A 9,559-nucleotide genomic window follows, 5' to 3' on the forward strand; every position below is an offset into this window, starting at 1 on the left:
CCGTCTCCAACAAATACCGATCCCCCACCCGAAACGGCTTGGTCGTCACTATCCGCGCCACATCCCCCACCCCAGGCGGCACATCCTGCCCCTCCCTCGGCCTACTCAACACGATCGTCCACGTGTGCACCTTCCTGTTGCCCACCCTCTCGCGGAAGGTGATCCAATCGCCACTCGTCCAGGTCGCCTTCATCTCTTCGCTCGTATCCTGGCGGGAATCGTAGAAAATGTCCCATTCCACTTTTTCGGCACTGGTGATGTTCCAAACGGTAAAGGGCGCAGTCTTGCCGGTGGCATACCCTTTTTCGCGCTCGCCGCTAAATCTGATCTCATAGTTGGCGCGCGGCGGGCTACCCACGCGCCGCCCGGTGATTCTCCATGTGCAGGGGGACGTCTCCTGCCCGCGCCACCAGCCACTGCTATCCTGCCAAACTCCTTGCGTGTCGAACCCGCACACCCATAGCCGTAGTCCGTCGAACACCGGACCCTCCTGGCCGCGCGTCTCCGGCACCTGTGCAAGCACCGTCGCCCCCCGATCCTGATCATACACCCAGTAGCATACATTGCCCGGCCTGCTCGTGTCATCGAAGGCGATGGTATAGGCGTGGCCCGTTACTCGAAATTCGTCCACCACTTCCACCAGAATCGAGCCATTGCCCAGCGTCCCCGGAAGCGGTCTAATGACCGTCGTGGGTCCAACGTAGTTGCTCGGCACCACTCCTGGAACTACCCTTACCAGGTTGCAGTCTCTGCCGGGGTCTGTGCCCTTGGGGCTTTCCAATGAGGGAAACGGCGGCCAGCCCTCGGGATTATACAGCGGGTCGGACCGCACCCCACGATCGTAGGAGCAGACACTGTACCAGTAAGTGACCCCGTTGGTAACCGTGGTGTCGGTCCAGGCGTGGGCGAGCCCGTTCTCGGAGCCGAGGTTGGCATGAGGATACTGAGGGTCGAGCCCGTAGTAGCCGTCCCTTAAGTCAAACTGCGCCATAAGCTCCCAATCAGCGCCTTGCGCCCCGTCTATGCCCGCTTGATGGAGGAGAGGGTCAACCGTGGTACGGTAGATGCGGTAGCCTTCAAAGTCCTGGTAGCCGAATATGAGGTCGCGTGCCTGCTCTGCCGCCCTGTCCCAGTACAGGGTGACGCGTCGGTTGCCGGGCACGGCGTAGGCCTGGGGAGCGGGAGGAGGGCCGGACCGTTGGTAACCGAGTTCGTACACGCGCCGCGCCGTGCGCGCGTTACGCTTGAGGCCCACCAGATCGTCGCCAATCACCAGCGCGGCAACCAAACGGAGCGTGTCCCCAGGTGGCCAGACAAAGGGCCCGCTCGAAACCAGGAAGGTGGCGTCGCACAGCTCTTCAGGATATCTGCTTGCTATGCCCCCAGGAGAGTCGAAATGGGGGTCCAAGCGCCCGGTAGTGTCCGGGATGAAGAACTGTTCCTGCAACTCCTTCGGAAGACCGCACGTATCGCCGCTCAGCACCTTGTACTGCCAAAAGTCCCTATCCTTTCGCCGGTAGAAGTCAATGGGGCGGCGGAGAGCGTCTGAACCTTGAGCCTGGCAAAGATGGAAACCGCTCATGCCTATCTCTTCCCCTTCCGCTTCGTCGATGTCCCCGTCCAGGTCGTTGTCAACGCCATCACCGGATGGGGCCAGCGGCGTGCGAAGCAACATGACACCGATGTAGGGCACAACCAGGTCCGGGCGGCCCATCCGAGCCCGGATGGCTTCCACAGCGTGGGGACGCTTATACCAATATCCCATCTCGTACAGCACGCTTTTACCGGTGCGCGGGTCCACTTCTCGCCGGACAAAGTCGACCAGATCCCCGTACCAGGGAAAAGGGGCCCACCGCACGTCGCAGTACAGGCCAACATAGACTCCGTTGTATTGGTACGGGGAGTCGTTGATGAGGGACAATTCGTAGAACACGACGTCGCGAAGGTAGCTATCGCCGCAGACGCGGATCTGGCACTCCACCCTGGCCCCTATCCGGTAACTTTTAGCCTCAAGATAGGTGCGCTCCGCATACCTGTCGGTGAAACAGAAGTAGAGCTCTTGGTCGCCGGCGAAAACGCCTGGCCTCTCCTTGCCGGTGACCGGGTCGATGGCCCACGAGCCTGGCCAGCGATGCAGGCCGTAGAGGTCAAGGGGCCATGTCTCTGGGCATGTGGAAGTAGCCATCACCGGGACCAACGGCATGTCACTGTCCGGGTAGAGCTGACCAAGGAGAACCTCCCCGGAAAAGTACCTGCCAATCGCCCCAGGGCATGGACCCCAATCCGGTCCGTCCTCGGCTCCTTCTGCCGCAGTAGCCGACACGCCTTCGGCCACCGCAGGGCCAAGAGTGACGGTGTCACCTACTGCTGGATCGAACGCGCGGGGCGTCCATGGTCCCTCGGGAATTCCGACAAGCAGATCAATGCCGTGCCAAAAAGCGCCCCCACGGCACCGCGACTGCGGGTATCCCGCCGAGCAAGACCACCCAAGGTGACCGTTGGGGAGGGCCACCATGGGAACACGCCCCACATCGACAACCCCAAAGGAAAAGTCCGGACTCAGCCCGTACTGGGCGGCTAGCGGTACTGAGGCAAGCAGCCAGATCAGCAGGGCCCAAAGCCCCGCTTGGGCCGCCGCCCGACTCATCCCTGGTTCGCTCGACATCCTTCCCTCCTGAAACAAGAGAGGCGGTGCTATCTGCCCGCTTCTGGGGCGGAGCCAGCTATGGTGCGACCATCATTGGTAAAAGAGGTAGAAGTCGTGCCACTCGTCCTGTCCCTAGCAGAGGAAGGAGTAGTAATCATTCATGCCATCGTAGGAAGCTACCACATCAATCCAGAACGGAGGAGAACTAGGGGCGCGACAGCCATCCAGGCAGACCCGGTAGAAACCGCTCCCATCGCTCGCGCCCTCGGCGCACGCGGTGCCGTTCTTATAGGCGGTAACCACGGCGCCCGCCGCAATGAACCAGGTGTGAACCTTGTCGTGCCAGTAATACGTGTGACCTTCTCTACGGTTGGCCTCAGTGCGAGGGTGCGTGGGGCGCGGAGAAAGAACCAACGGGGCAAAAACGAGGCTCAGCAAGCCGAAGCATATCGATGCCCGCCACTGCCGATACATGTCATCACCCCCTTTGGCAATTCCTGGTTCCAGCAGTTCGTTAGCGGAGAGCATCGCCTCCTGGCTAATTTAGCAAGAGACAAGCTGTCCGTCAAGCGAATTACTCTTCGGGCGCAGCCCTGGGAGAGGGTGTTCCAAGCTCTTCCCGTGGCACTGGCTACGACTTGGCCTAACCGGTGAACAGCCTACTGATCTCATCCTGAGGGAAAGCGGGCAGGGGGATCAGCTCTCCCGCCCGACGCAGCATGAGGCCTCGCTCTGCTTCCACCGCACGGCCGATCACCCGCGCCTCGATGCCGGCTGCCTGGAGCGCGGCTACAATGCGGCTGCTGTCGCCGGCAGGGGCGCCAATGAGCAGGGCCCCAGAGGCAATCGTGCCCAACGGGTCAAGCCCGTACTGGTCACACAGGATCTTGCACTCGGGCAGAATGGGGATGCGATGCTCGTCAATTTCCAGGCCCACCCCGGCGGCGGCAGCCAACTCGCGCAGGCCAGTGACCAGCCCGCCCTCGGTCGGGTCGTGGAGGGCGTGCACGCTGCCGGCCTGGCAGGCAATGGCAGCGTCGCGCACCACGCTGATGCCCGGCGAGAAAATGAGGTTTCGGCAACGGGTCACCAGCTCTGGCCCGAAAAGCTCGGTCAACTCCTGGGCGCGCTCGCGGGCAATGATGGAGCCTCCTTCGATGGGCACGCCCTTGGTCAGAATGATGTGATCCCCCGGCTGCAGCCCAGCGCTGGTCACCAGGCGCTCTCTGGGGACCTCCCCCAACATCTGCCCCACCACGATGGGTCGGTCGAGCCCGACGGTGATCTCCGTGTGGCCTCCACAGAGCACGATGTCCAACTCCTGGCAGGCCTGGGCAAGCTGGGCAAAAACCGTTTCGGCCATCTGCTCGGTGGCGCTTCCTTCGGGCAGGAGAATTGTGGCCAAAAACCAGCGGGGCCGAGCCCCCATGCACGCCACGTCATTGGCGTTAATCACCACCGCGTAGAAGCCGATCTCGTCGCTCACGAAGGTGATGGGGTCGGTCTTGGCCACCAGACAGCTCGCGCCAAAGTCGATCACTGTGGCGTCGATGCCGATGGCCGGGCCCACCAGCAGGCGGTCGTCGCGGCCGGTATAGCGGTGCAGTAGCCCGGCGAGAAGGTCTTGGGGCAGCTTGCCCACCTGCAGCAGGTGTTCGCGTGAAGACTTCATACCTTATCGATCCGGAAGGTCACGGTGCCGCCGCCGGTGAGCTCGCACGGGTCCAGGCACTGCACGTAGGCACTTGCGCCTTCCTTGGCGAGGCCGATGGCCACAGGCGACACCCCATGAGACAGCGCAACGTGGTAGGGTAGCAACGAGGCGAGGGAGTGAAGGCAAATGCTCGCCCGCTCATTAGGCCTCAAAATGTAACCTTCCTCCAAAAAGAAGCCATCCCCTTGGCGATATACCGGACAGTGGCCCTTCACGCTATGCACAGTGATGCGAAGACCTTGCTTTGACATTGGCTGTACCTCCCGGCACGCAGGTTAGCCGCACAGCACTGAGCCTCCGTTCACGTTGAGGATCTCCCCTGTGATGTAGGTGGCAAGGTCAGACGCTAAGAAAACGATGGCACCAGCAATCTCCATGGCAGTCCCGGCACGCCGCAGGGGGATGGTGGTGCAGATCTTGTCGCCCTCCTGGCGCAGAGCCTCCGCAGACATGTCGGTGTCCACCCAGCCAGGGGCCACGCAGTTGACCAAGATGTTGTGCGCCGCCAGTTCTGAAGCCAACGACTTGGTGAAGCTGATGATGGCCCCTTTGGTGGCCGCATAGTGGGAGTGAAACGCCTCGCCGCGCTGTCCGGCAGTGGAGGAGACGTTGATGATGCGGCCTCCGCCACGAGCGATCATCAGCGGCACCACAGCCCGGCAGCAGTAGAAGACGCTGTCCAGATTGACGCGCATCGTCTCCCGCCACACCTGTTCGTCCATCTCGGCAATGGCCCCGTAGGTCCAAATGCCCGCGTTGTTAACCAGCACGTCGATCGTGCCAAAGGCTTCTTGGGCTTCGCGGACCATCGCCTCCACTTGCGGGCGCTCGCTGACGTCGGCGCAGACCGCCAGCGCCTTGCCGCCGTGGGCGCGGATGCGCTCTACCACTTCTTCAGCTGCCGTCTTCTGGCGGAAATAGTTTACCACCACTTGCGCGCCTGCCCGGGCGAAAAGCTCGGCGGCCGCTGCCCCAATACCCCGTGAGGCCCCGGTGATAAGTACCACCTTCCCTGAAAGGTCAATGAGCCTTCCTTCCATGCCGTGCTCTCCTGGTCTGACCTGCCTGTGTGCTCCAGAATGCAAGAGCCGCCGGGCAATGAGAGCGGAGGCGGCTCTGCGTGAAAGTCAACGACTGGCTAGGTGATGAGCGCTACTGACCGAATTGATAGGTCTGCCGGTAGACCGCCAACCCGCGCTCAGGATCGGCAAACCCGAAATCGCTCCACTGCAGCACCTTGCGGAGGACGCACTCTTCCAGCTCTGGATTGTTGACGGTAGAAGAAACGATTTCCGCGTCGACCACCTCGCCGTCAGGGTTCACCCACAGCCGGACGGAAATCTCACCTCGTGTATCCGGGCTCGTGCGGAGGGCGCTCTTGTAGCAGTCCTGAATCGCGCTGTGGTGGGCGCGGATGATGCTGCTGACCTGCTCGGCGGTGCGCGTCACTCCCCGCAGCTGCTCCGCAGGGGGACGCGCTGCAATGTTGCTTTGTACCCTCTCGAAGCTGGTGGTCCGCTCCACGGCGCGTTCGCTAACCTGGGCCAGCGGCGCCACCTCACCCACCAGTTGAGCGATGTCATCTGCCGGTCGGGCTGCGCGTCCACCCTTCAGGTTGCCTGCCGAGGTCACCACCCTCCCACCACGCAACCCCCCTTGTTCACCGCGGGGGACGGTCAAGCCATCCAATTGTGCCAGCACCGTCTCCAGTTCGCGCACGTTGCCATTGGCAGACTGGAGAACAGTGGACATGCCTGCCACATCCACGGCCCCACTGCCCGCGCCACCGATCAGGCGCAGCACACCGATAGAGCGCACCGTAGCAGCACGTGCTGCTCGGGTGTCTGCCCGCACTTCGGCTGCCGCATGGGCGCCTTTGGCCATGCTTTCGGCAGCCGGCCCTGCGGTCTCCGTCGTAGCTCGTTCAAATCCCGCAGCCACGGAAGGCTCGCGCGCGGCCAGCACCCTGGGCAATATTTCCTCCCCTGGCGTTCGCACGCCCTGCGCGGGAAGCTCCTCCCGCACCCGCCGCTTCACGATGAGATCGACATAGGGCTTCGGGATGGCCACTTCGGCCGGTCCCCTCCCCGGCATTTTCAAGTGGCCCAACCAATACAGGATGAGTAGAACGTGGAAGACAAGCGAGAGGAGGACGATCCCCACAAAGAGGCGATCCACGCCACTGAAAAGCTTCTTGCGAAACTCCTTGGGGAGCTCTTTCAGCTCATGGGGCATGCCCCCGGGAGCGGGGTCCCAGGCCGCTGCACCAGTCGCATATGTGCCTTTGCCGTGCTTCACACTCTCCGTCGTCGCGAGATAGGCGAAGCCGCCACGTCCAAAGCCGCTGTAATGTACATCACCACGATCAAAAAGTCAAGCATAAAGTTTTGACAAGACTGCCACCTGTCCTCGCTCGCCGCATGGACAACGTTCTTTTCGCCTCTTGCAATTCTCCCCAGAATTCACTATCATTAAACGGACAAGCACAAGAATCTGAGGGCAAGCAATGACAACCGCCTTTCCCGTGGTGAGCGAAGAGCAACTGGTGGCAATTGTCAAGGACGCCCGCGCCTCCGGTGCCAGGATTGTCTGGACCAATGGCTGTTTCGATCTCCTCCACGCCGGCCACATCCGCTACCTGCGCCAGGCAAAGGAGCTGGGCGACCTGCTCATCGTCGGCCTCAACAGCGACCGCTCGGTGGCCCAGTGGAAGAGTCCAGACCGTCCCTTCGTTCCCCAAGAGTACCGCCTTGAAGTGCTGGCGGCCATCCGTTACGTCGACTATGTGATTCTCTTTGACGAGCGCTCGCCGGTCCGCCTGCTGCGCTTACTGCAGCCCGATGTGTACGTGAAAGGCGGCGACTACACCATCGACACCATCGACCAGACGGAACGGCGCGTGGTGGAAGGCTATGGCGGCAGCATTGTCATCCTGCCGAAGGTGGAAGGGCTCTCCACCTCAGACCTCGCCAAGCGCGTGAGTGAGGTAATGTTGCGCGCCAGCCAACGCTCACGCTGACCCTTGGCCTGCCAGGTCGAGGGCCACCAGACTGACCACCTGGGCAAAGTCCACCAGCTGCTCGATCTCCACGCGCTCGTTAGCCACGTGGAAGGCTGTATCATCACCCGGGCCGAACCCCACTGCCGGGATACCTGCCAAGTTGAGCGTCTTTGCAAAGGTCCCTCCCCCCATGCCAATAGGCTGCGGCCGCCACCCCAAGAGCTGGTCCACGTTCCGCTGAATGGCAGCAACGAGCTCGTTGTTGGGGTCTATGGCATGAGGCTCGCTGGCTGACTGCACCTCCACGACAAAGTCGTCGGCAACCTGCTTGGCGAGTGCCACAAAGCCCTGGCGTACCCCTTCCACCGTCTGTCCGGGGACCATGCGCACATCGATGTACGCAGTGCACTCGCCGGGCACGATGTTCGGCGCGGCGCCACCGTGGATTTCCCCCAAGTTCACCGTGGGGCTGCCCAGGACGGGATGCACCTGGTGTGGGAGTTCCAGCTTTTCCACCAACGTTACAAACCGGGCCATCTTGTAGACGGCGTTCACTCCTCGCTCTGGGGTGGAACCATGCGCTTGCACCCCTCGTGCTCTCACCCGCAGTACTAAGCGCCCTTTCTCCGCCACATCGATGCTCCGCATATTCTCGCCGATGTCCGGGATGATGGCACAGGTGGGGTGAATGAGCTTCTCCTCGAGGAGGTAGCCGATGCCAAAATCACCCTCTGGGGCGGAGGCTTCTTCATCGGCAAGCGCAGCGACAAGGAACTGGCCCCCCAGGTCATCATCGCCTACGACCTCTTTCAGCACCCGCGCGGCAAGCAAAGAGGCCGCAAGAGGCCCCTTGTTGTCCAGTACGCCCCGTCCGTACAAGAAGCCGTCCTTCTCCACGGGCGTAAATGGGTCGGTTTCCCAGCCATCGCCAGGTGGAACAACGTCCATGTGGCAGGCCACTAACAGTCTGCACCTGGCTTTGCTGCTTCCCACGCTCCCCACCACGTTACTCCGCCCGCTCTCTCGCTCGTACACCTCATACGAAATACCCCAGCGGCGGAGCACCTCAGTGACGATTGCCGCGACTCGGTACTCCTCTCCCCGCTGTTTCAAATAGGAAAAGTCCACGAGCTTTTCCGGGACAACGTTCACCGTGCGCTCGCGCACCATGCGCGAGGTGAGCTCGACGATCTCTCGCCTCACTTGCTCGCGGTGGCGAGCAAAGTAGTCGTTCACCGCTGTTCTTGCTTCCATCTGCCCTCTTATTGCCAATGGCACCTGCTCACTCAGCCGCCGCGCCTCTCTCCCGCCTGCGACAAGATCGGATGGACTTTTGGCCGCTGAAGTCTACCGGAAGGAATCTGTTGGCGCGTTTTTCGTCAAGCGCTCTTCTTTACCTGCTCCCTACGCTCATTGCGGAAGAGTTGTCATGTACAAAATCTGCCGCACAGGGCGGAGGCAATCCGCCCCCTTGAGGGAAAAAGCTCGCGAGGACTCGCCTGCCCTCCAGTCTCCCCGGACGCCACCTATTCGAGTTTCAGCAGCTTGGCAAGGTCGAGCTTCTTGCTCGTCGGCACATCTTGGGCCACAAGCTCGACATGCCGCGCATGCAGCTCCTGGAACCATGAGCGGTCTTGCTCATCGACGAAAAGATAGGGTGCAACCTGCTGTTTGCCCGGCCGGTGATGCATCCCACCGACATTGACGGTGGTGATGGGCACCCCGCGGTCCAGAAGCTGCAAGATCTCTCGCGGCGACTCCACCAACAGGAACAGTCGCTCGTCGTCGAAGCGGTTGTCGGCCAGGCTCTGGGCAGTCTCCTCGACCGTGAGCACCTCCACGGCCGTCTCCTCCGTGGCGCCGCCGGTGTAAAGCTCCCGTTCCCACGGTGATCCGGCGATTTGGTCGTTGCAGAGTAGGATGCGGTCGGGGTGGAGCACATTTCCCCAGCCGATGACCACTTGCCCGTGGACAAGCCGGTCGTCAATGCGCACCAGGACAAGGGGCATAGTTGGCCCTCGCTCTCCTCACTCTTGCCGCTCTGGGTAGGCCGAAATGCCGCGTGCCCCATCGCGGCAGACGGTCTCCACCAGCTCAGGGAAGGGGAGCCTGTCGCGCTTGGTCAGAAACGAAAGGAGCATGGGCAGGTTCACTCCAGAGATGACGCGCACGTGGGGGTGGCGCTTGGCGACTTTGC

10 protein-coding genes are annotated in these 9,559 nt (G+C 62.0%); 1 reads left to right on the top strand and 9 read right to left on the bottom strand.

The window, feature by feature from the left end; translation table 11 throughout:
- From H5U38_06460 to H5U38_06485, 6 genes are all read right to left on the bottom strand, one after another.
- The coding region (locus tag H5U38_06460) for a hypothetical protein (protein MBC7186660.1) at nucleotides 1–2,665 on the bottom strand (2,665 nt) is incomplete at its 3' end.
- Nucleotides 2,666–2,779: 114 nt separating this feature from the next.
- The gene (locus H5U38_06465; GenBank protein MBC7186661.1) at nucleotides 2,780–3,175 is read right to left on the bottom strand and encodes a hypothetical protein; all 396 of its coding nucleotides are present in this window, start codon (nucleotides 3,173–3,175) and stop codon (nucleotides 2,780–2,782) included.
- A 115-nt stretch (nucleotides 3,176–3,290) separates the two neighbouring features.
- Nucleotides 3,291–4,319 carry a hydrogenase expression/formation protein gene (locus H5U38_06470; GenBank protein MBC7186662.1) on the bottom strand — a complete coding sequence of 343 codons (1,029 nt, stop codon included), beginning with the start codon at nucleotides 4,317–4,319 and terminating at the stop codon, nucleotides 3,291–3,293.
- Nucleotides 4,316–4,612, bottom strand: a complete 297-nt coding sequence (locus H5U38_06475) for a TIGR04076 family protein (protein MBC7186663.1) — start codon at nucleotides 4,610–4,612, stop codon at nucleotides 4,316–4,318. Before H5U38_06475 ends, H5U38_06470 begins: the two co-directional genes overlap by 4 nt.
- Nucleotides 4,613–4,636: 24 nt before the next feature.
- On the bottom strand, nucleotides 4,637–5,401 hold the full coding sequence (locus H5U38_06480; protein MBC7186664.1) for a 3-oxoacyl-ACP reductase FabG: 765 nt from the start codon (nucleotides 5,399–5,401) through the stop codon (nucleotides 4,637–4,639).
- Between the two features lie 112 nt (nucleotides 5,402–5,513).
- Nucleotides 5,514–6,659, bottom strand: coding sequence for an AgmX/PglI C-terminal domain-containing protein (locus H5U38_06485; protein MBC7186665.1), 1,146 nt, complete (start codon nucleotides 6,657–6,659; stop codon nucleotides 5,514–5,516).
- 208 nt (nucleotides 6,660–6,867) lie between these two features.
- On the opposite strand from H5U38_06485, the gene rfaE2 reads away from it, so the two are divergent.
- Nucleotides 6,868–7,380 (top strand): D-glycero-beta-D-manno-heptose 1-phosphate adenylyltransferase, encoded by a 513-nt coding sequence (gene rfaE2, locus H5U38_06490; GenBank protein ID MBC7186666.1) that lies wholly within the window; start codon nucleotides 6,868–6,870, stop codon nucleotides 7,378–7,380.
- Here rfaE2 and H5U38_06495 read toward each other — a convergent pair.
- From H5U38_06495 to H5U38_06505, 3 genes are all read right to left on the bottom strand, one after another.
- Nucleotides 7,372–8,616 (bottom strand): M20 family metallopeptidase, encoded by a 1,245-nt coding sequence (locus H5U38_06495; protein MBC7186667.1) that lies wholly within the window; start codon nucleotides 8,614–8,616, stop codon nucleotides 7,372–7,374. The genes rfaE2 and H5U38_06495 overlap by 9 nt on opposite strands.
- A 272-nt stretch (nucleotides 8,617–8,888) precedes the next feature.
- Entirely contained in the window at nucleotides 8,889–9,371 is a 483-nt protein-coding gene (locus H5U38_06500; protein MBC7186668.1) for a PTS sugar transporter subunit IIB, read from the bottom strand.
- Nucleotides 9,372–9,389: 18 nt separating this feature from the next.
- On the bottom strand, nucleotides 9,390–9,559 hold a 170-nt coding region (locus H5U38_06505), incomplete at its 5' end, for a hypothetical protein (GenBank protein MBC7186669.1).

It is taken from the genome of Calditrichota bacterium (assembly GCA_014359355.1).
GTDB lineage: Bacteria > Zhuqueibacterota > Zhuqueibacteria > JANLFK01 > Oleimicrobiaceae > Oleimicrobium.